Here is a 24264-nt window from a genome sequence, read left to right on the forward strand (position 1 = left end):
CGTCGTACCGCTTGGCATGGCGGCGCGTGTTCGAGGGCATAAGCCAGTCAGGTCGACACCCGAACCACGGGTGTCGGATCTCAGCGGGCGGCTCGGGGCCGTCCGCCCGGGAGGCCCTTTGCACCAGCCCGATCGTGCGGTCACAGCACGGACGAAGCAGCGGAGGGCCGGTCACCGGCCCGTGCAACGGGGCCAACGACCGGCCCAGTTCGTTCTCGTCGCTCCCCGACCTCATCCGAGGGGGTACGTCCTTCCGTGGTGACCAGCACAAAGCGCCGTATGCCAGACCGGCGCACCTACGTCCTCGACACCAGCGTCCTGCTGGCCGACCCGAACGCCCTGAGCCGCTTCGACGAGCACGAAGTCGTGCTGCCGATCGTCGTGGTGACGGAGCTGGAGGCCAAGAGGCACCATCCCGAACTCGGCTACTTCGCCCGGCAGGCCCTGCGCCTGCTCGACGAGTTCCGGGTCCGGCACGGCCGCCTCGACGCCCCCATCCCGATCGGGGACCTCGGCGGGACCGTGAGGGTCGAGCTCAACCACTCGGATCCCAGCGTGCTGCCGAGCGGCTACCGCCTGGGGGACAACGACTCCCGGATCCTCGCGGTCGCCCGCAATCTGCAGGCCGAGGGCTTCGACGTCACGGTGGTGTCGAAGGACCTCCCCCTCAGGATCAAGGCGTCCTCCGTGGGCCTCCTCGCCGAGGAGTACCGCGCGGAGCTGGCCATCACGGACGCCTCCGGGTGGACCGGGATGTCCGAGCTGACCCTGCCGGGCGAACAGGTCGACATCCTCTTCGAGGAAGGGACGATCTACGTCCCCGAGGCGAGCACGCTCCCCGTCCACACCGGCCTGACGATCCAGTCGGAGCGCGGCAAGGCGCTCGGCCGGGTGACGCCCGACGGCAACATCCGTCTGGTGCGCGGCGACCGGGAGGCGTTCGGCATCAAGGGGCGCAGCGCCGAGCAGCGCATCGCGCTGGATCTGCTGCTCGACCCGGACGTGGGCATCCTGTCGATGGGCGGCCGGGCCGGCACCGGCAAGTCGGCGCTCGCGCTGTGCGCGGGTCTGGAGGCCGTGCTCGAACGGCGCCAGCACCAGAAGGTGATGGTCTTCCGGCCGCTGTACGCGGTGGGCGGGCAGGAGCTCGGCTATCTGCCCGGTTCCGAGTCCGAGAAGATGAGCCCCTGGGCGCAGGCGGTCTTCGACACGCTGTCCGCGGTCACCAGCCGCGAGGTCATCGAGGAGGTCACCGCCCGCGGCATGCTGGAGGTGCTGCCGCTCACCCACATCCGCGGCCGTTCGCTGCACGACGCGTTCGTGATCGTGGACGAGGCGCAGTCCCTGGAGCGGAACGTCCTGTTGACCGTTCTGTCCCGGATCGGGGCGAATTCACGGGTCGTTCTGACCCATGACGTCGCCCAGCGCGACAACCTGCGCGTCGGTCGCTACGACGGTGTCGTCGCCGTGGTGGAGAAGCTGAAGGGTCACCCGCTCTTCGCCCACGTCACCTTGACGAGGTCCGAACGGTCCCAGATCGCGGCCCTTGTGACCGAAATGCTGGAGGACGGGCAGATTTAACCCCGACACCACGGGTTCGGCCCCAATTCCCGGGCGCCGTCCGGCAAAAGGCTCAGCAGCCTAGCCGGGCGGCGCCTCGGCGTGTGGGGATTTCCTGGAATCTCCGGCGTCAAACGAGGTGTGAGCTTTCACACTCACCACTGAATTGCCTCCCGGTGTCGGGTTACGGCAGAGTCTCATTTCTGTCAGGCCCCGCATACGACACACCTGTACCCCCAGCGGTACGGAACAACAGCACCACCAAGTCAACTCCACAGCGTCGTCGTATGCCGCCCGAGCACCACACGGCGCTCCCGCAAGGGAGTTGCCCATCGGGCCCGCGCCTCCGTGACCCCGCAGTTGGGAGGCCAGCGTCAGGGGCACGATTGCGTCCGCCAGGGTCACCGAGGCGGGCGATGCTGGAAGGAAACCGTGTGAGCCGGATTTCGGTCCGGGGATTCGCAGTGGCCTCGGCCACCGCGGTCACCGCAGTCGGCAGTGTCGTCGGAGTTGCCTCGGGCAGCACCGCCCAGACCACTGACGACGCCGAGGCGGTCGCGAACGACACCACGTTGCTCGCCGACATACCCATGGGCCAGCAGGCCCAGGTGCAGACCGCGTCCCTGACTGCTCAGGCCGACGCCCAGGCCATCGCCGCCGACGCGAGCGCCCGCAAGGACGCCGAGGAGACCGCCCGTAAGAAGGCGGCCCAGGACGCGATCGACAAGCAGAAGGCGGCGGAGAAGGCCGAGCAGGAGCGCAAGGCCAAGGAAGCGGCGGCGGCCGAGGCCGAGTCGAAGTCCGCTGCCGTGGGCTCGCTCGGTGACGTTCCCGTGCAGGGCTCGTACTCCGTCGCCGAGATCCAGGCGATGGCGAAGGCGGTCGTGGCCAGCGACCAGTGGACGTGCTTCAGCAACATCGTGAACCACGAGTCCACCTGGAACTACAAGGCCGTCAACCCCTCCTCGGGCGCCTACGGTCTCTTCCAGGCGCTGCCCGGCTCCAAGATGTCGTCCGCCGGTTCCGACTGGCAGACCAACCCGGCCACGCAGATCAAGTGGGGCCTGAACTACATGGAATCGCGCTACGGCAGCCCGTGCGAGGCCTGGTCCTTCTGGCAGGCCAACCACTGGTACTAGGCCGGCCGGCGACGCGGTGACACCCGCCCGCCACTCGATCCCGCGAAGCCCTCCACCGTCCTTTGGTGGGGGGCTTCGGGCATGTACGGTCGAAAGGCCACCGGGTGGTGACGCGGCCTCCGGGAGGAGTGGTGACCCACAGGAGCGACGGGGGAAGAGGACGGATGATGTCGCGAGTTCCAGGATGGCTCGGCCGGCTCGGCGCCGGACTGAGCGGATGGGGCGAGCGGTTGGAGCGACGCCGGGCGGAGATGGAGGCGGAGGCCGAGGCGGAGGACGCGAGCCGTCCGAGCGTCTCCGGGGAGCGCCGGGGCGGAGCGGGGGCCGAGGGCGGGTTCGGGGCCGGGGCCGGGAGCGGGTCCGGGAGCGGGTCCGGGTCCGGGAGCGGGCCAGGGTCCGAGAGCGGGAACGACGGGTCCGGGAGCGGCGACGGTGCGGGCGGGGGCGCCGGGGCTGGGGCTGGGTCTGGGGCCAAGGCTGAGGATGCGCAGAGCCGTTCCCAGAGCCGGACGGCCGCCCCCGTGCTCTACACCCGGCCGGATCCCGCGTCGGCGGTGCCCTGGGGGATGCGGGTGGCGGCCGAGGCCGGCTGGCGGCTGCTCGTGCTCGCGGGCACCGTCTGGGTGTTGATGCGGGTCATCAGCTCGATACAGCTGCTGGTGCTGTCGTTCACCACCGCGCTGCTCATCACCGCAGTGCTCCAGCCGACGGTGGCCCGGCTGACCCGGCACGGCGTACCGCGCGGCCTCGCCACCGCCCTGACGGCCGTCCTCGGGTTCGTCGTGATGGGGCTGATCGGCTGGTTCGTCACCTGGCAGGTCATGGAGAACATCGACGACCTCTCCGACCAGGTCCAGGACGGCATCGACGAGTTGCGGCGCTGGCTGCTCGCCAGCCCCTTCCACGTCACCGAGAACCAGATCAACGACATCGCCAAGAACCTCCGCGAGGCCGTCAGCGACAACACGGACACGATCACCTCGGCAGGGCTGGAGGGCGTCACCGTCATCGTCGAGGCGCTCACCGGCATCCTGCTGACGATGTTCTCCACGCTCTTCCTGCTCTACGACGGCCGGCGGATCTGGCAGTGGTCGCTGAAGCTGGTGCCGGCGGCGGCCCGGCCGGGGGTCTCGGCGGCCGGGCCGCGCGCCTGGCGGACGTTGACGGCGTATGTGCGCGGCACGGTGATAGTGGCGCTGATCGACGCCGTCTTCATCGGCCTCGGCATCTACTTCCTGGACGTGCCCATGGCCGTCCCGCTGGCCGTGTTCATCTTCCTGTTCGCCTTCATCCCGCTGGTCGGCGCGGTCGTCTCCGGCGCACTGGCCGTGGTGGTGGCCCTGGTGACCCAGGGTGTGTTCACGGCCGTCATGACGCTGGCAGTGGTGCTCGCCGTGCAGCAGATCGAGGGGCACATCCTCCAGCCGTTCATCCTCGGCCGGGCCGTCCGGGTGCATCCCCTGGCCGTCGTGCTCGCGGTCGCCGCCGGTGGCATGGTCGCGGGCATCGGCGGCGCGGTGGTGGCCGTACCGCTGGTGGCGGTCACCAACACGGTGGTGGGGTCGCTGCGGGCCTACGCGGACGAGCACGAGGGCGGGCACGAGCGGGGTGTGCACGAGCGGGGTGTGCACGACTCTCGCTAGGGCCCGGGGCCGGCCTACTCGGCGGACGGGTCCGTGGACGGGGCTTCCCGGTGGAGGCGTTCGTGGCGGAGGAGGACCACTCCGTTGCCGAAGGTGCGGGTCTCGACCAGGCGCAGGCCGGTCGGGGCCGCGGTCTCGGCTGCCGGGAAGAGCCGCTTGCCCGCTCCCAGGAGCACGGGGTGGACGTAGACGCGGTACTCGTCGACCAGGTCGTGCCGCATGAACTGGGCCGCCAGTTCGGCGCCGCCGACGACCAGGTCACCGCCGTCCTGTGCCTTGAGCGCCTCGATGTCCTCCACGACGATGTCCCGGACGATCGTCGTGTGCCGGTCCCCGTGCCGCAGGGTGCGGGAGTAGACCAGCTTCGGCTTGTTGCGCCAGATCTCGGCGAAGTCGGCCACGGCACGCGGGGTGTCGGGGTCCCGGTCGGCCGTGGGCCAGTAGGCGTCCATCAGCTCGTAGGTGACACGGCCTTCGAGGAAGACACCCATCTCCCGGAGGACGTCGTTGAAGTGCGTGTGCAGTTCGTCGTCGACCAGGTGCCAGTCGATCTCCCGGTCGGGGCCCTCCATGTAGCCGTCGAGGGACACGGACATCATCAGGACGAGCTTGCGCATGGGGCCTCTCAGTTGTCTGGTGTGGGGGTCGCGCCGGGTGTGCGGGTGTGCCGGATGTACGGGTTTACGGGCTTGTGAGGGAGAGGATCGCTCGTGTGGGGGGCCGTCGCACGGACGTGGGCGCGGTGGGGAATCCGGTCGCCCGTGTCGGCGTATCAGCCTAGGGCGCTTCGGATGAACGTTCGAGACAGTCGATGTTGCCGGGATGGGTGAACCGGGCCTGGAGCCACTGGGACGGGCCGCGCGGGACGACGACGAGGCGGCGGTTCACGGCCCTTCTCGACGGCGGTGCCGACGTCGACGCGCGGACGCCCGGCGGGCTGACCGCGCTGATGCTCGTGACGGGGGCGGCGCCCACACGTCCCTGCGCGACCGCAGCGGGCGCCCGTGCCCTTCCGCGCCGAGCAGGAGGGCGGTGGCGGGTCGCGTCGGATCAGCTCTCGTCGCCGCCGGTGTCTGTGCCGGTGTCTGTGCCGGTGTCCGAGGCTGTGTCTGAGGCGGTCTCGGGGTCGGCTGTGGTGCGGGGGAAGGAGACCTCGACGCGGCGGTTCTTCTTGCGGCCCTCCTCCGAGGAGTTGTCGGCGATCGGGTAGTCCTCGCTGTAGCCGCGCACCTCGAAGGTGATGTTGCCGCCCAGGTCTCCGGCGAGGAGGTCGTGGACGGCCTCGGCGCGTTTCTTGGAGAGGGTCAGGCCGTGGGCGTAGGAGCCGAGGTTGTCGGTGAAGCCGAAGACGCGGACCGTGCCCGCGCTCTGCTTCTTGATCTCCTCCGCGATGGCCTGGATGCGGGAGCGGGCCTGGGGATTGAGTTTCGCGCTGTCCTTGGGGAAGAGGACCTCGGCCTGGAGGGCGAACGTCACGTTCTCGTTCGTGTCCTCGCGGCGCTCCTCACCGCCGAGGTCCTCCACGACGGACTTGATGTCCAGGACCTTGGCGGGGGCGAGGGTGGCGCCCTGGGCGAGCTTCAGGCCCGGGCTGTTCGCGTCGACCTCCGGGGGTGGGGACGTGGTGACGGTGCCCGGGGGTTCGCTCGGGTCGTCGGCGGCGGCGATCTGGGAGGGCACGCCGAGGGTGAGGGCGGCGAGCACGACGAGGGCCGCGGTGACCCGTGGGGTGAGGACGGCCATGGTCACTCGTCCTCGGAGAGTTCGATGGTGGCGGGGGGCATGGAGCCGACCTGGAAGTCTACGGAGGTGGTGTCTTCGGGGGGGGCGGGGAACTGGGCGTACCAGTCGGCCGTGCCGCCGGGCATGATCTGGCCGCTGAACTTCGTGCACAGGCAGCGTCCTGAGGTGTCCCGCAGAATGAGGTACTTCTTCTTGCCCACGTTGTCGACAAGGCTGGCGCCCGACAACGAGCCGCCATTGGACCTGAGCTCCCGCTCGTCGCTGGCCCAGTTGGCACCGAGCCACGACCGGCTGCCGTCGTTCTTGACCGTGCCTGCCACTGTGATGAAGCCGCCGGAATCACGGACTGCGGAGGTGATGTTCACCGAGATGTCGCCGTCCTTGGCCGTGGCCAGTGTCTCGTTGGACTCCGACGGCTGCGATGGGGTCTCTTTGGCACCACCGCCGTTGCTCTTCTCGGGGGCGGAAGACGACGGTGAGGGGGCCTTTGAGTCGTCCTCGCCTCCTCCACAGCCGGCCACCGTGAGGAGCAGCCCGGTCGCGATCGCCACCGCGGTCACTGCCCTGCGGCCCTTCATGGTGTGCCGAAGCTTCATCAGTACGGCTTCCTCTCACTTGGCCAGATACACAGAGAACATCACGGACGCGTCGGGAAGGTCGTCCGGATTGAAATTTCCTGGGTCGATGTCCACGGGCACGCCGTCGCAGTCGAGAGAGACGGGATCCGTGGGGTTGGTGTTCGAGGGGAAGTCGCAGCGCGGCTGGATGACCGCCGCCGCCTGGGCCCTGGCCGTCATGTCCTCGGTACCGGGAATGATCGAATCACCCACGGTGTAGTCCGTTACGACGTCGACCTGAAACCCGGGGAAGCCGTCCACCTCGGTGAGCTGGGCGCCGCCTTCCAGGGTTGAGTCGTTCTGGGCGGCAAGTTCCGCAGCAGCGGCGGAGGCTTCACCTTCAGGCGGCAGCCCTCCGGAAAGGTCGAGCCAGTCGAGCCAGTTGGCGCTGCCGGTGTCGATGGCGTCCATCAGTTCCAGCAGCAGTTCGTCGCGCGCCTGCTGTGCGGCCGCCAACGCCGCAGCGTCCGCTGCGGACTGGGCGCCGCTGCGGGCGGACGCCGCCTGCGCGAACACGAAGAAGGCCAACGCCGTGAACAGCAGAATCGTCGTCAGCCAGATGTAGATCGGAAGGGTCGAGCCTCGATCGCTACGTAGACGAGGGGGTGTCACCCACCTCCGCCGCCACCGACCACGTCCGCCACCGCGTCGCCGATCGCCTGGGAGATCAGACCGTCGAGCCCTAGTTGGTCGATCATCACGAAGATTCCCGCGACGATGATCATGATGCCCGCGTACTCCACGAACCCCGCGCCCGCGTCCCGGTCCTTGCCTCGCATGCGGGTGGTGACCGTGGTCCACCAGGTCTCGAAACGGTGTTTCACCTTCATGGCGGTTGCCTTCCCGCGCGATGCCGACACCAACCGGATCACCGTACGTGAGACGGCACGTACGGGGGGTGGGTCCGGGGGCCCAAGTTTTGTCGGGGGGTGGGGTCATCGGGACCACCCGTCCGGTGTGGTGCCCAGCCAGTGGGCTATCGCTTCGCTGCGTGTCGAGCTGTGCAGTTTCGCGAAGATGCTGTTGATGTGGTTCTTGACCGTCTTCTCGCTGATGAAGCAGGTGGCGGCGATCTGACGGTTGTTCATGCCGGACGCGATGAGGTCCATCACCTCCACCTCCCTTGAACTCAGGCCGAACGACGGGCGGTTGACACGGTCGAAGGCGTGGCGGTGCGGTGTTGACGCGCGAGTGGGGCCGGACGTCGACGACTGTGCCATAAATGGTTGCAGGTGCGAAGAGTGGTCGTGACTTTCGTGTGAAGGTTCGTAGGAAACGCCGAGTGAAGTTGAGACAGTCGCGGAGATGGCCGGGCGCCCCTCCCGCACAGCCCGTACCGCCGTGATGAGTTCGGGAGCCGTGAACTCGCCGTGGACCAGATAGCCGGAGGCGCCACGGCGCAGGGCCTCGGTCACCACCTCGGGCTCCGTGCTGTAGGTCAGCATCATCACGGGGCAGAGCAAGGCCAGTTCGGGGAGCGCGGTCAGGCCGTCCGTGCCCGGCATGCGGACGTCGAGGAGGGCGACGTCCGGGCGGCGGCGGCGCGCTTCGTGCACCGCCTCCTCACCGTTCGTGGCCTGGGCCACCACCGTGATGTCGGGGTGCGCGCCCAGCAGGGCCGTGAGGCCGGCGCGGACCACCGGGTTGTCGTCCGCGACGAGTACGCGGAGGGGCGGGCCGGGGCGTGCCTGCGGCTGGTCAGGCATGAGCGGCCTCCTGTCGAGGGGTGATGGGCGGGGGGTCGCAGGCGGGCAGCGGGACGGTCAGGGTTACCTCCGTGCCCGGGGTGGTCGCGCGCAGGTGGAGCGTCGCGTTCGTGCGGGCCGCTCGTTCCGCCATGCCCAGCAGACCGAAGTGGCCGGAACTTTGCGCTTCGTCGAGGGTGAGGGCGGGCGGCAGACCCACGCCGTCGTCCTTGATCGTGAGGTGGAGCGTGTCCGGCGTGGTCGTCAGGGAGATCTCCGCCGTGGTCGCGTGGGCGTGGCGGTGGATGTTCTCCAGGGCCTCCGCGGTGATCGCGAGGAGGTGGTGGGTCGTTTCGGGTGGGAGGGGTGGGGGCGCCTCGCCGGGGTGGGTCACGTGGGTGGGGATCGAGGTGCGGGAGGCGAAGTCCGCCGCCCTCGCGGTCAGTTCGGCCGTCAGGTCGGTGGGCGGGGCGGGCGTCGTCAGCTCCGTGTGGCGGCGTAGGTCCGTGAGGAGGTCGCGGGACTCGGCCGCGGCCCGGCGGGCCGCCGACGCGACGAGGCCGGCCTGTTGTCTGAGGTGGGCCGGGTCCGGGGTGGGGCGGTCCGCCGAGGTCGCCAGCGCGTCGGCGGCGAGGGCGAGGCCGTGGAGGGTCTTGGCCACCGAGTCGTGGAGGTCGCGGGCCAGGCGGGCGCGCTCGGACTCCACTGCCTCCGCGACGGCCAGGCGGGAGGTGGCTTCGGCGAGCGCCTGGGTGGCCGTGCCGAAGCGGAACATCAGGTTGCGCAGGGTGACGCCGATGATGCCGGCGGCGACGCAGAAGCCGGCGACGAGGAGGGTGCTGGCGCCTGCGCCGGGGTGGTGTTCCCAGGCGCGGTGGACGGTGAGGAGGACGGCGAGCTGGAGGCCGGTGAGGACGCCGGCGCCGCGCCAGCCGTAGAGGAGGCCGGAGAGGAGGGGGGTGCAGACCGTGGCGTAGGCGAGGGGGGAGGCCGGGGAGGCGGTGAGGAGGAGGACCGCGCCGAAGAGGAGGTCCAGAGCCATGAGGGTGGGGTGGGCGAGGAGGCGCGGGGCGAAGCGGTACCAGTCCCTGAGCATGGCGTACGAGACGGTGATGCCGAGGACGGCGGCGATGAGTACGGCGTGGGCCGGGGCGCCGTCCGTGGTGTTGGCCATGGCGAACGGGGTGCCGATGGTGAGCATGGTGAGGCGGACGGCGAAGGTCTGGCGGGCGAGGGCCTGGAGGGCGTTGAGCTGGAGGCGGAGGGTGGCGGGGGGTGTGGCGTCGTCGGCTAGATAGCCGGTGGTGGGGTGCGCGCCGGGGGCGGGCGGGGGCGGGTTCCGCTGCTCGGCGGTGACGTGCCGCCGTCTGCGCCCGCCCGGGCCGTCCCAGCGGCACGATGGCCCGCAGGAGGGTGGGCTCTGGGGGCTCGGGGGGTTCATCAGCGGCCCAGGATGTCGCCGAAGTTGGTGCCCGAGCCCAGGAACATGCCCGTGGCGATCAGGATCATCGTGGCCGGGAGCATGAAGACGAGGGTGACGAGGGTGGCCTTGGGGATGGTGCGGGCCGCTCGGCGGCGGGCGTTCTGCGCGTCCGTGCGGCGCATGTCGGCGGCCAGTTGGATCAGGGTCTCGGCGATGGGAGAGCCGAGTTCCTCGCCCTGTTGGAGCACCGAGACGAACTGGGCCACCTGTTCCGAGGAGTTGCGCCGGCGGAGTTCGTCGAAGGCCTGGCGGCGGCTGACGCCCATGTCCATCTGGCGCAGGGTGATGCGCAGTTCGTCGGCCCAGGGGCCCTCGTACTTCTCCGCCACCCGGTCCAGGGCTTGGCGGAAGCCCAGCCCTGCCGAGACCACGACCGCGAGGACGTCGAGGAAGTCGGGCAGGGTGCGGTCGATGACGTCCTTGCGCTCGCGGATGGCCTGCCAGATCGCCGCGTCGGCGGCGAGGAGACCGAAGGCGAAGGTGAACGCGGCGAACAGGGGGCGCCCGTTGGTGAGGAAGACGAGGCCCATGAAGGCGCCGAAGAAGCCGTAGACGGCCCGGCGGGCGGCGTAGCGGTTGAGGGTGAGGCCGCCGGGGTTGCCCGCCATGTCGATGCGGTGGCGTTTGGCCTCGACCCGGCGTGGGCCCATGAGGCGCAGGACGAGCGGGGCGAACCGCATGCCCAGGCGGTCGACGGCCGAGCCCGTCTTCGAGACGCGGGTGGCGCCCACCTCCAGGGCGAGAGCCAGGTCTCCGGGGAGTTTCGCGTCGGCGCGGATCATGCGGATGCCCAGGAGGACGCCCGCCACGGAGATCGCCATCAGCAGGGCCAGGACCAGCGGGAGGACGGAGGGCGTCGAGGTCGTCATGTCGGTCACCGGGGCCTTCTCATACTTCGATCTTGCCGAGGCGGCGGATGACGAAGAAGCCGATCGTGTAGAGGCCGATCGAGATCAGGACCAGCAGTTGCCCCAGGGGCGAGCCGGTCACCCGGGCCAGGGCCCCGTCGTTCGAGGAGTTGATCAGGAGGAGCGAGCCGAGGCCGAGGAGGGGGACGGTGAAGGCCGTCGCGTTGACCTCGGAGAGCATAGTGCGGACCTCGCGGCGGGTCTCCTTCCGGTCCTCCAGCGTCTGCGTGAGGTTCCTGAGGGAACTGACCACCGTGCCGCCCGCCTTGTTGGACAGGACGAGGGTGGTGACGAGGACGATCAGTTCGCGGGAGGGGAGGCGTTCGGCGAGTTCGCCGAGGGCGTCGTCCACCGAGCGGCCGAGCGCCAACTGGTCGGCGACGCGGGCCAGTTCCTCACCGGCGGGGGCCTCCAGCTCCTCCGCCGCCATCGCGAGGGCCGTACGCAGGGCCAGGCCGGCGGCGGTGGCGTTGGCCAGGAGGCGTGCCACGTCGGGGAGTTGGTTGATGAAGGCCTCGATGCGTTTCTGACGCTGCCAGTTGAGGAAGATGGCGGCCGCCCAGACACCCACGGCTCCCGCGATCGGGCCGAAGAAGGGGGCCAGGGTGGCGGCGGCGATCAGCCACAGCGCCACGACGACCATCGCCACGTAGGTGGCGAACTCCCCCGCCGTCAGGTCCAGTCCGGTCGTGGTCAGCCGGAGGTGGATGGCGCGGCCCAGCCGGGTGCGGCGCAGACGGCGGTCGACGGCCGTGAAGCGCCGTACCCGGCCCGCCGCCGTGCGCGGGGGGCCGCCCCGCTGGCCGGCGAGACGGTCGACGAGGGCCTGGCGCTGGGCGCGGCCGGAGGCGTAGGCGTGCGCGCCCGCGACGGCGAGGGTGCCGCCCAGGACGGTGGCGCCGAGGGCCAGCAGCGTGGTGGTGTCGGTGGTCGCCATGGTCGGTCCTACCTCCTCGGGGCTCTCGGCTATCCGATGGCCTGGCGGGTGTTGAGCGGGTCGATGGCCTCGGCCACGCCGTACGCGGGCGGCAGCGGCTCGTTGGCCACGTACAGCTTCTCCGCGATCGGGCGGGGTATCGGCAGGTGCTCGAAGCGGCCGTGGACGACACGGTCGGCGCCGAGCGGGTCGGGGGCGAAGCGGGAGACGGTGGCGATGCGGAACTGTTCGCGGCCGTGCGAGACGAGCAGGGCGATCTCGGTGACCTTGCGGGAGCCGTCGGCGAAGCGGGTGAGCTGGACGACCACGTCCACCGCCGAGTTGATCTGGTCCTTGAGGGCCTCGAAGGGGATGAGGACCTCGGACATCGAGCCGAGGGTCTGGAGCCTCATGAGGGCGTCCTCGGCGGAGTTGGCGTGGACGGTGGCGAGGGAACCGTCGTGGCCGGTCGACATGGCCTGGAGCATGTCGAGGGTCTCGCCGCCGCGGACCTCGCCGACGATGATGCGGTCGGGGCGCATGCGCAGGGAGTTGCGGACCAGGTCGCGGATGGTGATCTGGCCCTTGCCCTCGATGTTGGGGGGCCGTGACTCCAGGCGGATGACGTGTTCCTGCTGGAGCTGGAGTTCCGCCGAGTCCTCGATGGTGATGATGCGTTCACGGGGTGGGATCAGGCCGGAGAGGGCGTTGAGGAGCGTCGTCTTTCCGGTGCCGGTACCGCCGCTGACGATGACGTTGAAGCGGGCTCGGACGAAGGCGGCGAGGAGCATCAGCATCTGCTCGTCGAGGGAGCCCAGGTCGATGAGTTCGGGGAGGGTGTACGCCCTCGGGAAGCGGCGGATGGTGAGGGTGGGGCCGGTGAGGGCGAGCGGGGGGATGATCACGTTGACGCGCTCGCCGGTGGGGAGGCGGGCGTCGACCATGGGGTTCGACTCGTCGACGCGGCGGTTGACGGTCGAGACGATGCGTTCGATCGTCTGCATGAGCTGGTCGGTGGAGGCGAAGCGCAGGGGCAGTTGCTCCACGCGGCCGGCCCGTTCGACGAAGATCGAGTCGGGGCCGTTGACCATGATCTCCGTGATCGAGGCGTCGGCGAGGAGGGGTTCGAGGACGCCGAGGCCCAGGGCCTCGTCGACGACCCTGCGGATGAGCTGGGAGCGTTCGCCCGAGGAGAGGACCGGGCCCTCCCGGCTGATGATGTGGCCGAGTACGCGTTCCAGGCGGGCCCTGCGGTCGGCGGCGGTCAGGGCCGACATCTCGGCGAGGTCGATCTCTTCGAGGAGCTTGGCGCGGTAGACGGCCACGAGGTGTCCGTCCTCGCGCCCGGCTCCCCCCTCGTCGGGGGCGGCGATACGGGATCGCAGGCTCATCTTGTCGTCAACTCCTCTCGGTGGTGTGCGGCTTGGGTCGGTGGGTGGGGGGCTTGGGTCGGTGGGTGGGGTTGGTGGGGGTTGGGGTGCGGCGGGTCAGGGGTCGAGGTCGTTGGGCATGGTGGCCGAGCGTTCGACGGAGACCGGGTCGAAGAGGGGGATCACGGAGGGGACGGTGACGACGACCGTGGCGGTGGTGGTGTCCGTGCCGCCTCCGGGGTCGACCGAGGGGTTCAGCCACGCGCTCGCCGCGGCGGCGCCGGCGGCCGCACCGGTTCCGGGTTGCAGCGACTCGGCTCGGGCGGCGGCGCGGGCGGCCGAGCCGGCCTGGCTGATGCCGTAGCCGATCAGGCCGAGCTGGATCGCCGCCATGCCCACGAGGAGCAGGATCGGGAGGAAGCCGGCGAACTCCAGGATGGAGGAGCCGCGGTCGTTCCAGCGGAGGGTGGGGCGGCCGCCCGTGCGTGGGGGGTTCGCCTGGGCTTGGGGGGTGGGTCGGGGGCGCGCCGGGGGGTGTCCGTCCTCGGAACGGCGCGGAATCGGTCGGCTGGGAAGTGCGGTCTGTCGACGCGCCAACCGCTGCGGGCGGACACCCCCCGGCACGCCCCCTTCTCGCCGTGCGCGGCCGACCCTCCGTCCGGGCTGCCGCCCAGCCCCTGCGGCCGGGCGCAGGGCACCAGTTTCGGTGGCCGGGCGCAGGGCAACAGTCGCGGTGGGCGCGCGCAGAGCACCAGTCGCGGTGGTCGGGCGTACGGCCGTTGTCGTTGTGGTCTGGCGTACGTGTTCAGCCGCCGGTGTGGTGGGTGGGTGGGTGGTGGGCTGTCGGGGCCGTACGGGGGACGCCTTGTCCCGCGGCGCGTCGGTGCGGGTCATGGGGTGTCTCCCTCCAGCGCCGCGCCCGCCTCGCCGTCGACCGTCCAGCCCGTGTCGAAGCCGGGGAAGAAGAGGGGGACGTTGGCCTGGACCTCGGCGCGCATGACGGGGCCGGCGGGGGCGCAGTCGATGGACGTGTCGCTCCAGGCACCGGGGAGGTGTGCGCTGCCCGCGGTCTCGCAGGCGCCCGCGATGTCGCCGTCGACCGCGTACGCGGCGGTGGCGGCGCGGGCTGCCTCGTCGGCGGCGTTGCCGGCGAGGGAGTAGGTGTAGCCGTAGAGGGCCGCCTGCCAGAGGATCGTCATGGTGATCAGGATCAGCGGGAGCATGCCGGCGAACTCGAGGGTCGCCGAGCCCCGGTCGCCGCCCTTGCGGCGCAGGACGAGGGCGCCCCGGTCGGCGGAGGACTTGCGGCGTCGGCCGCCGTGGTGGTTGTGGTCCGGTGCGGCGACCAGTTCCAGTTCGGCGGCGAGGGCCCAGAGGGCCTGTTTGACGACCGAGCGGGCGTCGAGGTCCTGGAGGCGGCCCGCGTCGACGACGGACTGGAGTTCCTTGAAGGCGGCGGGGACGGCGGCGCGGGCCACCTTCGTGCCGGTGACCTTCTCGACCAGGGCCGGCTGGATCTCCGTGGCGCGCGAGAGGCGGTTGACGACCGTCAGCGTCTCCTCGGCCTTGCGGATCTGGAGGCGGTCCCAGAGGCGGACCATGCGTTTGGCGGCGCGGACGGCGACGACGTCGGGGGTGACCAGCAGGAGGGCCTGGTCGGCCATCTCGACGGCCGCCGCGGTGGCCGCGTTCATCTGGGAGCCGCAGTCGACGACCACCACGTCGTGCCGTGAGCGGAGGGTGGCCACCACCTGGCGGGCCACCCGGTCCGTCACCTCCTCGCCGCGTTCGCCCTCGGCGGGGGCGAGGAGGAGGGAGACACCGGTGTCGTGGGCGTAGACGGCCTCCTGGAGGACCCGGGGGTTGAGGTCCTGGATGCCGGCCAGGTCGGCGACCGAGCGGCGGAACTGCACGTCCAGGTAGGAGGCCACGTCCCCCGACTGGAGGTCGAGGTCGAGGAGGGCGACCGTACGGCCGGACGCGCGGGCGGCGAGGGCGAGCTGGACCGCGGTGACGGTGGCGCCGACGCCGCCCTTGGCCCCGCTGACGGTGACGACGGTGCCGCCGGGGCCCGCGTACAGCTCGGGGGTCGCGCTGCCGAGGTGGCGTCGCATGCCGGCCGACCAGGCGGCGGCGGCCTGGACGCGCTCGGCGAGGGCCTCGTAGGAGAGGGGCAGCTGGACGATGCCCCGGGCGCCGGAGTCCATGGCGGCGGTGAGGACGCCGGTGCTGGTGTCGGAGGTGACGAGCACGACGCCGACGGCCGGGAAGCGCAGGACGAGGTCGCGGACCAGGTCCAGCGCCGGTACCGGGCCGATCCGTTCGTGGACCAGGACCACCTCGGGCAGCTCGTCCAGCGAGTCGGCGGCCAGCCGCGCCAGGGTGTCCAGCAGCGCGGTGGAGTCGGAGACGGGCGAGGCCGGTTCCGCGTCGGCGAGCTGGCCGAGCAGCGTGGTGAGCGCGCGGGCCGAGTCGACGTCGCCGGCGGCGGGGAGGATGCGGATGGTCATCGGCGGATCCCCGTTCGTGGTGCGGAGGGCGAGGGGATCTCGTACGCGCCGATCCGCAGTGGTGTTCGGCGCACCCCCGTTCGAGGGACCCTCATGTGGACGTTCCGGACCGACCTCATCGCGGGGCCTCCTACTTGTCCTCGTCGAGGGTGTACGAACGGTCGTCCGGTACGACGACGGTGGCCTCGCCGCCCCCGACGAGGGCGAGACGGACGTGCTCGGCGAACGACTCGGCGAAGGCGACGCGCTGGGCGTCGGCGGTGTCGAGCGCGAAGGTGATCGGGACGGCCTCGGTCGCCGTGCGCCGGCGGTCGCTGCTGGACTGGCCGGACTCGAGGGGAGTCAGCCTGCCGACGTCGATGACGCGCGCGTCGGTGACCATCAGCTTGGAGGTGTCCTTCTTGGAGTCGCTGTCCTTCTCCTCGAAGGTGGCGTAGATGTTGACCCGCGATCCCGGGTTGATCTTGCCCGCCACACCGGTGGAGGCGTCGATCAGGATGGCGATCTCCTGCTGGCCCGCTTCGAGTTCGGGGCGGTCGACGATCATGTCGGACTGGAGCAGGGAGCCCTTGCGCAGCTGGGTGACGGCGATCTTCCCGCGGATCTCCGCCAGATCGGTGACGGCCGTGCCGGACAGCCACCGCTCCGGCATCGAGATCTTCTCGAACTGGCCCGCCGTCAGCTCCTTGTAGGGTGCGATGTCGCCCTTGAGCCGGTACGCGGTCACCTCCGGTCCGACCTTGGCGTTCACGTCACGGATCACCGAGAGCACCCCGGTGAACGCGGCCAGGGCGCACAGGGCCGAGAGGACCAGCAGGATGACGCCGCGGCGCTGGCGCGAGTTCACTACATCTCACCTCGTGGGGACGTGCGGAGTTGTCGTACGGCTGTCATGTGACCGCTCGGGGCAGCGCGCGCACGGGTGGCGGTTCGGGCTCGCGCAGCGGGGCCGCGCAGAATCCGCAGCGGTCGCCGATGAGTTCGAGGCCGCACCAGTGGCAGGTCTCGCGGCGTACGGACGAGACGAGTTGGTAGAGCACGGAGACGTCGGAGAGGCCGGCGGCGAACTCGACGAGCTTGCCGGTGCCCCACCAGCGCACGGATCCTTCGGGCAGCGGCACCGGCAGGGACCCCTGCACCTGCCAGGCCGGGGCGAGGGAGGCGGTGACCCAGTCGGAGGGCGGCTGCGGTCCCTGGGCGACGAGCAGCCGGGTGCCGAACTCGGGGCCCGCGAGGGGCTCCTCGTCGGCGGTGTGGAGGCGGACCAGCTGGGGCCGCGGGTTGGCCAGGACGGCGAACCGGGCTCCGGGCAGCCAGGACTTGGCGTGCGACTTCAGCGTGACCGGCACCCGGTCGAGCTTGGCGACGGAGCCGAGGAGCGCGCCGGCGTAGATGTAGTGCGCGAGGAGGCGCACGGAGGAGGCGAGCACTCCCGGGCTGAAGTCGCACACGGAAAGCTGCCGCAACTGCTGGGCGAGCAGGGCGACGCCGAGCGGGGGCAGGTCCACACCGAGCAGGGCGATGCGGTCGCTCTCCAGCACGGAACGGACGGTGTGCAGCCGCCGGGTGACGGCCGACGCGTCGGAGGACGAGTGCAGGGCGATGACGTAGCCGTGCTGCTCGATGAGCGCGTGCATGCCGTACAGGGAGGCTTCGAGGGTCTCCTGCGGCTGGACGACCGCGGGCGGGGTCTGCCGGTCGTGCGCTGGGAGCACCAGGTCGGAACTGGTGACGGCTATCGCGGTCGGCACGGTGCACACCACCCCGTTCACTTCGGCGGAGTGGTCGACCACCGCCTCGGACGGCCCCTGTGCGGAGCGACGTACGGCTGGACGCCCCTCCTGCATCGTCTTGCATCAGCACCATATCCACGGCATGGCCCGATCAACACCGAATCTCCTTGATCAACTCACTCGGGGTGGGGCCGTATCCACACAGAGTGAGACGCATATGCCTCAACTCGACCGTCGGACACGGCGGTTGGGGCCCCCGGACGGGTGAACGGGTCTCGTGCGGGAGTATTGACAAGTCGATTGGTCTGGACCAACTTACGAGTATGTTCAGACACAGAAGACGCATACATATGCGGACGAACGCGCAGGAGTGTGAGGGCACGCGCATACGGGGACGGACCCGGCTGCGGTCGGCGGCCGTCGCCGTCTCCCTCGCCCTCGGTCTCTCGCTCGCCGGCGCCGGACAGGCGGCCGCCGCGGACGTCGACAACGCCAGGAACGCCGGATTCGAGTCGGGGCTCAGCGACTGGAACTGCTCGGCGGGCAGCGGCGGCACCGTCTCCTCCCCGGTGCACGGCGGCGCGGCCGCGCTGCGGGCCACCCCGGCGGGGCAGGACAACGCCCGCTGCGCCCAGACGGTGGCGGTGCGGCCCGGCTCGACGTACACGCTCAGCGCCTGGGTGCGGGGCGGGTACGCCTACCTGGGCGCCACCGGGACCGGGACGACCGACGTCTCGACGTGGACCCCGGACTCCTCGGCCTGGAAGCAGCTGTCGACCACCTTCACCACGGGCGCCTCGACCACGTCGGTCACGGTCTACACGCACGGGTGGTACGGGCAGGCCGCGTACCTCGTCGACGACGTGTCCGTCTTCGGCCCCGACGGCGGCGGTGGCGGCGACCAGCCGCCCACCGTCCCGTCCGCCCCCACCGGGGTGACGGTGTCGGGCTCGACGTCCTCCTCCGTCTCCCTGGCCTGGAACCCGGTGTCCGGCGCCACCGGATACGACGTCCACCGGGGTGGCACCAAGGTCCAGTCGGTGACCGGCACCTCGGCGACGGTGACCGGGCTCGCGGCCTCCACCTCGTACACGTTCCAGGTCTCGGCGACCAACGCGGCCGGTGAGTCGGCCCGTTCGGCGACGGTGACCGGGACGACGACGGCGACCCCGGGCGGCGGCACGGGCGTCCCGAAGCACGCCGTGACCGGCTACTGGCAGAACTTCGACAACGGGGCGACCGTCCAGAAGCTCTCGGACGTGCAGTCGAGTTACGACATCATCGCCGTGGCCTTCGCGGACGCCACCGCCACACCGGGGGCGGTCACCTTCACCCTCGACTCGGCGGGCCTCGGCGGCTACACCGTCGACCAGTTCAAGGCCGACGTCCGGGCCAAGCAGGCGGCCGGCAAGAAGGTCGTCGTGTCGGTCGGCGGTGAGCGCGGCACGGTCGCGGTGAACAGCGCAGCCTCCGCGACGAACTTCGCGGACTCGGTGTACGCCCTGATGCGGACGTACGGCTTCGACGGCGTCGACATCGACCTGGAGAACGGGCTCGACGCGACCTATATGACGCAGGCGCTGCGGTCGCTCTCGGCGAAGGCGGGCCCGTCGCTCGTCATCACGATGGCGCCGCAGACCATCGACATGCAGTCGACGTCGAACGCGTACTTCCGGACCGCGCTGAACATCAAGGACATCCTGACCGTCGTCAACATGCAGTACTACAACAGCGGTTCGATGCTCGGTTGCGACGGCAAGGTCTACAGCCAGGGGTCGGTGGACTTCCTCACCGCCCTCGCCTGCATCCAGCTGGAGAACGGTCTCGCCCCCTCCCAGGTGGGGCTGGGACTGCCCGCCTCGACGCGGGGCGCGGGCAGCGGGTACGTGTCGCCGACCGTGGTGAACAACGCCCTCGACTGTCTGACCCGCGCCACGAACTGCGGCTCCTTCAAGCCGCCGCGGACCTACCCCGACCTCCGGGGCGCGATGACGTGGTCGACCAACTGGGACGCCGCGGCGGGCAACACGTGGTCGAACGCGGTGGGGGCGCACGTGCACGGACTGCCGTAGACCGCGGCCCGCCCGGCGGGTGTGGCACAGGTCACCGGAACCTCTCCCACCTCATGGAGAGACAGGGGGTGTGAGGTGGGAGAGGTGCATACGAGATGAGTGACCCCGAGAGGGCGCCGGCCCGCACGGACGCGGAGGCGCCGGCCCGCACGGACGCGGAGGCGCCGGCCCGCACGGACGCGGAGGCGTCGGCCCGCGCGCGGATCCGGGCCGGCGACCGGGAGGCGTTCGCCGAGCTGTACGACGCGTACGCGCGGGCCGTCTACAACCACGCCCACCGGCTGACCGGCGACTGGTCGACCGCCGAGGAGGTGATGGCGGACACCTTCCTGGACGCCTGGCGCACCCGGGAACGACTGGAGCCGGACGGCGGCTCGCTGAAGCCGTGGCTGCTGGGCATGGCGACCAACAAGGCCCGCAACGCCACCCGTGGCCTCGGCCGCCGGCTGGCGTTCCTGGCCCGTCGCCCCGGCCCGCAGCCGGTGACCGACTTCGCCGACGAGACCGCCGGACGCCTCGACGACGCGCGCCGGCTGGACGCCGTACGCCAGGTGTACGGGCGGCTGCGGCGCGCGGAGCGTGAGGTGCTGGCGCTGTGCGTGTGGTCCGGCCTCGACTACGCGCAGGCGGCCGAGGCGCTGGGCGTCCCGGTGGGGACCGTACGGTCCCGGCTCTCCCGGGCCAGGGCGCGGCTCGGCCGGCTGACGGACGAGCGGCTGCGCGAGGAACGTACGCGAACCATGACGAACCGGAGGGAACCGGGGCGCCGTCGCGGAGAGGTAGAGGGCGAGGCCGCGTTCGCGGCCCGTCCGCTCAAGGAGATTCAGGAGGGATCCCGATGAACGAGGAGCTGGCCCGGCTGCTGCCGCCCCCGCCCGAACGGGACGTTCCGCCTGATCGCCTCGCCCACCACAAGGACCGACTGATGCGACTCATCGACGACGACCCGGCCACGACCCCGGTCGCTCCCGCGCCGCCCGCCGCTCCCGGCGCGCCCGCCGACGCCGCCGCACCCCGGTGGCGACGCCCCCGGCTCCCCCGCCCTGCCCTGTGGCTGCCCGCCGCCGCGCTGACGCTGGCCGGGGCGCTGACCGTCGGCCTGGTCACGGCCTCGGACTCCGGGCACGGGGTGCGGACGTCCGACGACGAGAGCGCCGTCGTCCTGCTCGACCGGATCGCCGACGTCGCCGCGCGGACGGAGGTCGAGCCGGTCCGCGACGACCAGTTGGTCTATGTGCGGAGCCTGACGGCCGGGGCGGAGGCGAAGGGCGAGAACGGCGTGTACGTCCCGGGGCGGCTGCACGAGCGGGAGGAGTGGGTGTCCCAGGAGCCGGGACCGGTGAAGCGGTTGGCCCTGCACTACGAGAACGGCGCCTACTTCCCGCTGCGGGAACTGCTGCCGCCGGGGTCGCCGGGTGTCCCGGCCGGTATCGACCGCCCGACGTACCGGTGGCTGGCCGCGCTGCCCACCGACCCGGACGAACTGCTCGCCGAACTCAGGCGTCTCGTCAGGCCGTTCGATGACCAGGAGCCGTCACAGGCGGTCTTCGACAGGATCGGTGAACTGCTCAACGCGTCGGTGATGCCGCCCGAGACCGCCGCCGCGCTGTACGGGGCCGCCGCGCGGATCCCCGGGGTGACCCGTATCGAGGAGGCGACCGACCCGGCCGGGCGGCACGGCGTCGGCATCCGCCGCGTCGACCGGCGGTCGGGGTGGGCCACCGAGTGGATCTTCGACCGGGAGACCCTGGTCTACCTCGGGGAACGCACCTCGCTGACGGAGGACGGCGCGAGCGGGGCGAAGGGGACGGTGCTGTCGGAGAACGCCGTGCTGGAGCGGGCGGTCGTGGACGCGTACCGGGAACGGCCGGCGGCGTAGCCCCACGGCCCGGCACGACCGCGAGGGCCCGCCGGTCAACCCCTTTCGAGCGGGTTCGAAAGGCTTGTCCGGCGGGCGGGCGGGCGTGAGCATCGGTGCCCCGGCGGCGGCCGGAAGACCGCCGCCGACCGGGGACCGGGGGTCGGGGGCCGGGGGCCGGGGGCCGGGGACCGGCACAACAGCCATGTCCCGGACGGGTTCCCGACGGCGACATCCGGGGTGCCGACGGCGGTGGCCGACTTCGGCGAGGACGTGGCGATCCGCCACGGGGCCGAGCAGGTCAACACCCTCGTGCGGTGGACGGAGTTCGACCGCGGCGGCCGCTTCGCGGCCCTGGAGGTCCCGGACCTGCTGGCGGCGGACGTGCGGGAGTTCTTCGACACCCTGCGCTCACCGCCGGCGCCGGCACGGCCCGCCGGGAAGGGCTTTAGCCCATCGGGCGGTAGTGGCCGAGTACCTGGGCGAGGTGGGCGAACCACTGGTGGAGGCGTTCCCGGGGCTTGGCCTCGACCACGCACTCGAAGAAGCCGCCGTCGAGGTGGATCACGGCGACCATGAGGGCCTTGCCGTTGCCGCTCGCCTTGTAGTGGACGCTGCGGATCTCGGACCACGAGAAGTCGACGGAGGCGCCGCGGTCCTCGAAGGCGACCCCGCCCGCGTCGATGACGACGGAGTTGTGCCGGTCGACGGCCAGGAACTCCGGACCCTGGGGTGCCTGGCCGTACGGCTGCTGCGGCTGGCCGTAGGGCTGTTGCTGGGGCGGCGGCGCGTAGGGCTGCCGCTGCGCGTAGGGCTGCGGCGGCTGCGCGTACGGCTGCTGCGGGGGCGCGTACGGCGGGCCGGGGGGTGTGGGCGGGGGCGAGTACGGCGGGGGCGGGGGGCCGAAGCCCTGGTGGCCGCCCGGCGGCGTCCCCGGCTGCTGCGGCGGCGGTGGCGGCTGGTGGCCCTGTGCAGGCTGGTCCATGGTGTGTGTCCTCTGCCCCGTCGGTGTGACTCGTACCGCACCGTATCTCTCGCCCTCGCGTGAAACATTCTCCGGGTCCCACCGCATCAAGGGAGTGAGAGGCGACAACGCGAGTCCGTTCAGGGGGAGCCACAGATGAGATCAGTCCGCGCGGACGGATATCAGGAGTTCGCGGCGGCCCGCGCGGGTCATCTGTACCGGTCCGCGTGTCTGCTCACCGGTGGGGACACCCATCTCGCCGAGGACCTCGTGCAGGAGACGCTCGGCCGGTTGTACGTGAAGTGGGGGCGGGTGCGGCGGGCCGACAACCCGGCCGGCTATGCGCAGACCGTGCTGACCAGGACGTTCCTCGCCCACCAGCGGCGGCGCAGCAGCCGGGAGCGGGCCACGGACGTCATCCCGGACGGGCCCGCCGCGCCCGGCACCGACGCGTCCCTGCGGCTCACCCTCGTCGAGGCGCTGGCCCAACTGCCGCCCAAGGACCGGGCCGTGGTCGTCCTGCGCTACTGGGAGGACCGCTCCGTCGAGGAGACCGCCGCGGCGATGAACGCCAGCTCGGCGGCGGTCCGCACCCGGTGCGTCCGCGCCCTCGCCCGACTGCGCGTCCTGCTCGGCGACGCCATCGGCGAGTACGCCACACCCTGAGCGCCCCGCACCCCGCACCCCGCACCCCGCACCCACCGACACCCGCACACCCCACCCACTCGCAGAAACGGCGGTTCGTCATGCCCCAGGAACAGCACGAAGACCCCTTCGAGGGCCGGCTCGGCGCCGCCCTGCGCCGGGTCGGCGGCACCTTCGCGACCGATCACCACACGCTGGTCGGCGGCGGAGCCGTACGCGGCCGACGGCTGCTGTTCCGTCGGCGGGCGGCGATGCTGGGCGGGGTCGCCGGGATCGCGCTCGTCGGGGTGGGCGGGGCACTCCTGCTCCCCGGCGCCGGGGACGGAAGCGGGAAGCAGTCCGTGGCGGCGAAGAGGTTCCCCGAGCCGGACCTCGAACAGGGCGTCAGGGACGACGACGGCGCGGTGCCCGGCACGGAACTCGTCCGCATGTTCAAGGAGTTGCTGCCGGAGGGGAAGACCAGCGGGGAGTCCGCCCGTGGCACGAGCGCGGACGGGCCGCCGTACGCCCAGGTCGTGTACGACGACGGCAAGGGCGGGGCGGCCGTGCAGCTCGGGCTCGGGCGGATCGAGGCCGACAGCGAGGAGGCCCGGCAGCTGACCGACTGCCCCGACCGGACGTTCGTGGCGTACGACTCCTGCGAGGAGAGCACCCTGCCGGGCGGCGCACGGCTGATGCTCTTCCAGGGCTACGAGTACCCGGACCGCCGGGTGGACACCAAGCACTGGTACGCCCAGCTGGTCGATCCGGCGGGCTACGAGGTCAGCGTCATGGAATGGAACGCCGAGGCGCAGAAGGACGCGCCGGTCACCCGCGCCGAACCGCCGCTGTCCCTCGCCGCGTTGACCTCGATCGTCCGGGACCCGGGCTGGCAGTCGGTCGTCGACGCCATCACGGAGAAGCCGGCGAACGGCGGCACGCAGGAGGACCAGGGGGAGAAGCAGGAGTCGTCGACGGTTCCCCCCGGGGGCGGGTCCGTCGACGCCCCGGTCGTCGAGGGCGAGGCCATTCGCAAGACCCTCATCAGCCTCCTGCCCGAGGACGCCGACGTCGTCGGCGAGGACAGCCAGGTGTCGGACTTCGCGTACGTCGTCCTCGACGACGGCAAGGGGCGGAGCCTGGTGCAGATCAACGTGCAGCCGGGCATGGCGGACCTCGCGGACACGCTGTTCGGCGCCGACGCCGAGACCCTGCCCGACGGCACGAAGGTCGCCACCCGGCAGGAGCCCGGCGAGAAGGGCGGCGCGGGGGTGGTGATGTGGACCGTGGACACGCTCCGCACCGACGGGCTGCGGGTCGTGATCAGCGCCTTCAACTCCGGCGCCCAGCACACCGCCGCGACCCGCGAGGCCCCCGCGCTCACCATGGCTCAGCTGAGGGAGATCGCCACCAGCGAGCGGTGGAAGTCGCTCGACTGA

At 71.5% G+C, this 24264-nt stretch carries 23 protein-coding genes; 8 read left to right on the top strand and 15 right to left on the bottom strand.

Features of this window, described 5'->3' with window-relative positions; all coding sequences use genetic code 11:
• Positions 1-255: 255 nt before the first annotated feature.
• The 3 genes from ACZ52C_RS06620 (at position 256) to ACZ52C_RS06630 (ending at position 4342) form a co-directional block, all read left to right on the top strand.
• The gene (locus ACZ52C_RS06620) at positions 256-1581 is read left to right on the top strand and encodes a PhoH family protein (RefSeq protein ID WP_469073705.1); all 1326 of its coding nucleotides are present in this window, start codon (positions 256-258) and stop codon (positions 1579-1581) included.
• A gap of 395 nt (positions 1582-1976) precedes the next feature.
• Entirely contained in the window at positions 1977-2699 is a 723-nt protein-coding gene (locus ACZ52C_RS06625) for an aggregation-promoting factor C-terminal-like domain-containing protein (RefSeq protein ID WP_469073706.1), read from the top strand.
• Between the two features lie 167 nt (positions 2700-2866).
• Positions 2867-4342 (top strand): AI-2E family transporter, encoded by a 1476-nt coding sequence (locus tag ACZ52C_RS06630; protein WP_469073707.1) that lies wholly within the window; start codon positions 2867-2869, stop codon positions 4340-4342.
• Between the two features lie 14 nt (positions 4343-4356).
• Here the strand turns inward: ACZ52C_RS06630 and ACZ52C_RS06635 are convergent, their stop codons facing one another.
• From ACZ52C_RS06635 to ACZ52C_RS06700, 14 genes are all read right to left on the bottom strand, one after another.
• The gene (locus tag ACZ52C_RS06635) at positions 4357-4959 is read right to left on the bottom strand and encodes a dihydrofolate reductase family protein (protein WP_469073708.1); all 603 of its coding nucleotides are present in this window, start codon (positions 4957-4959) and stop codon (positions 4357-4359) included.
• Positions 4960-5392: 433 nt separating this feature from the next.
• Positions 5393-6091, bottom strand: coding sequence for an OmpA family protein (locus tag ACZ52C_RS06640; RefSeq protein ID WP_469073709.1), 699 nt, complete (start codon positions 6089-6091; stop codon positions 5393-5395).
• Positions 6088-6681, bottom strand: coding sequence for a hypothetical protein (locus ACZ52C_RS06645; RefSeq protein ID WP_469073710.1), 594 nt, complete (start codon positions 6679-6681; stop codon positions 6088-6090). Before ACZ52C_RS06645 ends, ACZ52C_RS06640 begins: the two co-directional genes overlap by 4 nt.
• Before the next feature lie 15 nt (positions 6682-6696).
• The gene (locus ACZ52C_RS06650) at positions 6697-7314 is read right to left on the bottom strand and encodes a pilus assembly protein TadG-related protein (protein WP_469073711.1); all 618 of its coding nucleotides are present in this window, start codon (positions 7312-7314) and stop codon (positions 6697-6699) included.
• Complete coding sequence (locus ACZ52C_RS06655) at positions 7311-7532, bottom strand: hypothetical protein (protein WP_469073712.1); 222 nt, start codon at positions 7530-7532, stop codon at positions 7311-7313. Before ACZ52C_RS06655 ends, ACZ52C_RS06650 begins: the two co-directional genes overlap by 4 nt.
• A gap of 105 nt (positions 7533-7637) precedes the next feature.
• Positions 7638-8408, bottom strand: a complete 771-nt coding sequence (locus tag ACZ52C_RS06660; RefSeq protein WP_469073713.1) for a response regulator — start codon at positions 8406-8408, stop codon at positions 7638-7640.
• Entirely contained in the window at positions 8401-9828 is a 1428-nt protein-coding gene (locus ACZ52C_RS06665) for a sensor histidine kinase (RefSeq protein WP_469073714.1), read from the bottom strand. Before ACZ52C_RS06665 ends, ACZ52C_RS06660 begins: the two co-directional genes overlap by 8 nt.
• A complete protein-coding gene (locus ACZ52C_RS06670; protein ID WP_469074157.1) occupies positions 9828-10739 on the bottom strand; it encodes a DUF5936 domain-containing protein in 912 nt (303 codons plus the stop codon). The genes ACZ52C_RS06665 and ACZ52C_RS06670 overlap by 1 nt, the downstream gene beginning before the upstream one ends.
• Positions 10740-10758: 19 nt before the next feature.
• Entirely contained in the window at positions 10759-11715 is a 957-nt protein-coding gene (locus ACZ52C_RS06675; RefSeq protein ID WP_469073715.1) for a type II secretion system F family protein, read from the bottom strand.
• Positions 11716-11744: 29 nt separating this feature from the next.
• Entirely contained in the window at positions 11745-13085 is a 1341-nt protein-coding gene (locus ACZ52C_RS06680; RefSeq protein ID WP_469073716.1) for a CpaF family protein, read from the bottom strand.
• Positions 13086-13181: 96 nt separating this feature from the next.
• Positions 13182-13502 (bottom strand): TadE/TadG family type IV pilus assembly protein, encoded by a 321-nt coding sequence (locus ACZ52C_RS06685; protein WP_469074158.1) that lies wholly within the window; start codon positions 13500-13502, stop codon positions 13182-13184.
• A gap of 452 nt (positions 13503-13954) precedes the next feature.
• Positions 13955-15574 (bottom strand): AAA family ATPase, encoded by a 1620-nt coding sequence (locus ACZ52C_RS06690; protein ID WP_469073717.1) that lies wholly within the window; start codon positions 15572-15574, stop codon positions 13955-13957.
• A 130-nt stretch (positions 15575-15704) separates the two neighbouring features.
• A complete protein-coding gene (cpaB, locus tag ACZ52C_RS06695; protein WP_060883469.1) occupies positions 15705-16421 on the bottom strand; it encodes a Flp pilus assembly protein CpaB in 717 nt (238 codons plus the stop codon).
• A 43-nt stretch (positions 16422-16464) separates the two neighbouring features.
• Entirely contained in the window at positions 16465-17367 is a 903-nt protein-coding gene (locus ACZ52C_RS06700; RefSeq protein ID WP_469074159.1) for a hypothetical protein, read from the bottom strand.
• A gap of 290 nt (positions 17368-17657) precedes the next feature.
• On the opposite strand from ACZ52C_RS06700, the gene ACZ52C_RS06705 reads away from it, so the two are divergent.
• From ACZ52C_RS06705 to ACZ52C_RS06715, 3 genes are all read left to right on the top strand, one after another.
• Positions 17658-19379 carry a chitinase gene (locus ACZ52C_RS06705; protein WP_469073718.1) on the top strand — a complete coding sequence of 574 codons (1722 nt, stop codon included), beginning with the start codon at positions 17658-17660 and terminating at the stop codon, positions 19377-19379.
• A 95-nt stretch (positions 19380-19474) separates the two neighbouring features.
• Complete coding sequence (locus ACZ52C_RS06710) at positions 19475-20221, top strand: RNA polymerase sigma factor (protein ID WP_469073719.1); 747 nt, start codon at positions 19475-19477, stop codon at positions 20219-20221.
• Complete coding sequence (locus ACZ52C_RS06715; RefSeq protein WP_469073720.1) at positions 20218-21258, top strand: CU044_5270 family protein; 1041 nt, start codon at positions 20218-20220, stop codon at positions 21256-21258. Before ACZ52C_RS06710 ends, ACZ52C_RS06715 begins: the two co-directional genes overlap by 4 nt.
• A 427-nt stretch (positions 21259-21685) precedes the next feature.
• Here the strand turns inward: ACZ52C_RS06715 and ACZ52C_RS06720 are convergent, their stop codons facing one another.
• Positions 21686-22222, bottom strand: a complete 537-nt coding sequence (locus tag ACZ52C_RS06720) for a hypothetical protein (RefSeq protein ID WP_469073721.1) — start codon at positions 22220-22222, stop codon at positions 21686-21688.
• Positions 22223-22357: 135 nt separating this feature from the next.
• On the opposite strand from ACZ52C_RS06720, the gene ACZ52C_RS06725 reads away from it, so the two are divergent.
• Complete coding sequence (locus tag ACZ52C_RS06725) at positions 22358-22867, top strand: SigE family RNA polymerase sigma factor (RefSeq protein ID WP_469073722.1); 510 nt, start codon at positions 22358-22360, stop codon at positions 22865-22867.
• An 80-nt stretch (positions 22868-22947) separates the two neighbouring features.
• On the top strand, positions 22948-24264 hold the full coding sequence (locus tag ACZ52C_RS06730) for a hypothetical protein (protein ID WP_469073723.1): 1317 nt from the start codon (positions 22948-22950) through the stop codon (positions 24262-24264).

The organism is Streptomyces sp. NPDC034049 (assembly GCF_055575575.1).

What these genes read in the sequence shown, in the direction of transcription:
- ACZ52C_RS06625 (WP_469073706.1), top strand. Translation starts at nt 1,977, where the DNA reads ATGCTGGAAGGAAACCGTGTGAGCCGGATTTCGGTCCGGGGATTCGCA.
- ACZ52C_RS06630 (WP_469073707.1), top strand. Translation starts at nt 2,867, where the DNA reads ATGTCGCGAGTTCCAGGATGGCTCGGCCGGCTCGGCGCCGGACTGAGC.
- ACZ52C_RS06635 (WP_469073708.1), bottom strand. Translation starts at nt 4,959, where the DNA reads ATGCGCAAGCTCGTCCTGATGATGTCCGTGTCCCTCGACGGCTACATG.
- ACZ52C_RS06645 (WP_469073710.1), bottom strand. Translation starts at nt 6,681, where the DNA reads ATGAAGCTTCGGCACACCATGAAGGGCCGCAGGGCAGTGACCGCGGTG.
- ACZ52C_RS06655 (WP_469073712.1), bottom strand. Translation starts at nt 7,532, where the DNA reads ATGAAGGTGAAACACCGTTTCGAGACCTGGTGGACCACGGTCACCACC.
- ACZ52C_RS06660 (WP_469073713.1), bottom strand. Translation starts at nt 8,408, where the DNA reads ATGCCTGACCAGCCGCAGGCACGCCCCGGCCCGCCCCTCCGCGTACTC.
- ACZ52C_RS06665 (WP_469073714.1), bottom strand. Translation starts at nt 9,828, where the DNA reads ATGAACCCCCCGAGCCCCCAGAGCCCACCCTCCTGCGGGCCATCGTGC.
- ACZ52C_RS06670 (WP_469074157.1), bottom strand. Translation starts at nt 10,739, where the DNA reads ATGACGACCTCGACGCCCTCCGTCCTCCCGCTGGTCCTGGCCCTGCTG.
- ACZ52C_RS06675 (WP_469073715.1), bottom strand. Translation starts at nt 11,715, where the DNA reads ATGGCGACCACCGACACCACCACGCTGCTGGCCCTCGGCGCCACCGTC.
- ACZ52C_RS06680 (WP_469073716.1), bottom strand. Translation starts at nt 13,085, where the DNA reads ATGAGCCTGCGATCCCGTATCGCCGCCCCCGACGAGGGGGGAGCCGGG.
- ACZ52C_RS06690 (WP_469073717.1), bottom strand. Translation starts at nt 15,574, where the DNA reads ATGACCATCCGCATCCTCCCCGCCGCCGGCGACGTCGACTCGGCCCGC.
- ACZ52C_RS06705 (WP_469073718.1), top strand. Translation starts at nt 17,658, where the DNA reads ATGCGGACGAACGCGCAGGAGTGTGAGGGCACGCGCATACGGGGACGG.
- ACZ52C_RS06710 (WP_469073719.1), top strand. Translation starts at nt 19,475, where the DNA reads ATGAGTGACCCCGAGAGGGCGCCGGCCCGCACGGACGCGGAGGCGCCG.
- ACZ52C_RS06715 (WP_469073720.1), top strand. Translation starts at nt 20,218, where the DNA reads ATGAACGAGGAGCTGGCCCGGCTGCTGCCGCCCCCGCCCGAACGGGAC.
- ACZ52C_RS06720 (WP_469073721.1), bottom strand. Translation starts at nt 22,222, where the DNA reads ATGGACCAGCCTGCACAGGGCCACCAGCCGCCACCGCCGCCGCAGCAG.
- ACZ52C_RS06725 (WP_469073722.1), top strand. Translation starts at nt 22,358, where the DNA reads ATGAGATCAGTCCGCGCGGACGGATATCAGGAGTTCGCGGCGGCCCGC.
- ACZ52C_RS06730 (WP_469073723.1), top strand. Translation starts at nt 22,948, where the DNA reads ATGCCCCAGGAACAGCACGAAGACCCCTTCGAGGGCCGGCTCGGCGCC.